1 pseudogene is annotated in these 891 nt (G+C 58.8%); it reads right to left on the bottom strand.

The features are described 5' to 3' along the window. Positions 1-160: 160 nt before the first annotated feature. Positions 161-891, bottom strand: a pseudogene (locus tag LD28_RS23310) (TIGR03503 family protein); the annotation flags it as partial.

Here is an 891-nt window from a genome sequence, read left to right as displayed (position 1 = left end):
GATGATGACCAACCTCGACAAGTTCCTCGAGATCCGCGAACAGAACAAGGATGTCTATATCGGCGAACACTGATGCCCGATTTGACGTTGTGATAAAAGAAAAACCGCCCTGCTTGAGGGCGGTTTTGCTATCTGGCACATCGCCATATCAGGGCTCGGATCACTGCTCCGGCAAATTGAGATCCAGCTTGGCGGCCGATTGCTCAGCCTGCTGATTCTCCGCTTGGGCAGCAGCCAGGGCACGCTTCAAGGCTCGCCGTTTCTGTATGACCACAAACCCGACACCACCCAGTATCACCAGCAGCACACCGCCGCCAGCCAGGACCCAGATCAGCCACCCCATGCCCGCTTCTTTCGGCGCGTCATGGGTCGCCTCGGCTGCGGATGCCGGTGCGGCCGCCGACACCGGCTCTACGGGAGGTGGGGGTGGCGGGAAGATATTGAAGGTTTTCACCGGCAATGCGACCTTCACCTCACGGCCAAGGCGGGTCGTCCCATACAGGGTGGCCTGCACGTCGTACTGCCCGGGGATCTTGATCAGCGACAGGTCGATATCCAGCTTGGGAGCGGTGGCCATCTCGCTAAAGGAGTAACTGCCTCCCGCCTTGTTGTGCACAATCCCCTTGATCACCACGGAGGCAGGATCCAGCTCATCACGGTCGATCAACAGCGACAACTTGGCTCCCAGCTCTTCCGAAGGGGGCGCCAGGTTATAGCTGAACGGATAAGGGTAAAGCAGCACATCCTGATAACGGGCACGGACGAACACCTGATTGCCAGTGCTGAACATGGCGCGGTATTTACCCGCTGGAATATCCTGCAGAGTCACTTCCGCGGTCATGATGCCATCACCCGGCACCTCGTCGAGCCCCTTGCCATCATCGCGATAGT

The sequence above is a fragment of the Aeromonas finlandensis genome (assembly GCF_000764645.1).
In the GTDB taxonomy this organism is placed as follows: domain Bacteria; phylum Pseudomonadota; class Gammaproteobacteria; order Enterobacterales; family Aeromonadaceae; genus Aeromonas; species Aeromonas finlandensis.
The sequence above is the reverse complement of the archived record's forward strand: the minus strand, read 5'-3'. Positions and strand labels throughout refer to the sequence as shown.